The sequence below is a fragment of the Vibrio sp. Y176 genome (genome assembly GCF_033438945.1).
Genome location: NZ_JAWOQS010000686.1, coordinates 1 through 641 on the forward strand (window position 1 = coordinate 1; position 641 = coordinate 641).

The window sequence follows — 641 nt, forward strand, 5'->3', positions numbered from 1 at the left end:
CACATTATCAGGCGGCGAAGCGCAGCGAGTGAAATTGGCAAGAGAGCTATCCAAGCGTGATACGGGTAAAACCTTGTACATTCTGGATGAGCCGACAACTGGTCTGCACTTCCATGATATTCAGCAGCTATTGACCGTACTTCATCGCCTGCGCGATCACGGGAATACCGTTGTGGTTATCGAGCATAACTTGGACGTCATCAAAACAGCAGACTGGATCATCGACTTAGGACCAGAAGGCGGACAAGGCGGCGGAGAGATCATTGCCCAGGGAACACCAGAAGATGTGTCTCAGATCGAAGGTTCGCACACAGCTCGATTCCTTAAGCCTATGTTGAAATAGAAAAAACGGGTAAAGTACAAAGACCAGCCAACGCTGGTCTTTTTTCATTCAAAACAACGCAATATATATGGCTACTATACATGTAAGTGGAACCAAACTTTCTCCTGAAAAAGTACAAGTTCCTCTCAATCGCAAGTTTCTCATCGCTTTGGCCGTTCTGTTTTTACTGGCCATGCACTTTTTTATGCCCAATCCAGGTGGATCAGGGTTAGCCTTATCCTTCAACGCAACAACGTGGATTGCATTTAGCTTTGCGTTAGGTATCGGTTGCTATCAGCTCGCGAGTAACCGCATTTTA

Annotated in this window: 2 pseudogenes; both read left to right on the top strand. The window is 46.3% G+C overall.

The features are described from left to right. Window positions 1-343: pseudogene (locus R7O13_RS28070) on the top strand (excinuclease ABC subunit UvrA); the annotation flags it as partial. Window positions 344-410: 67 nt separating this feature from the next. Then, window positions 411-641 (top strand): annotated as a pseudogene (locus R7O13_RS28075) (ligase); the annotation flags it as partial.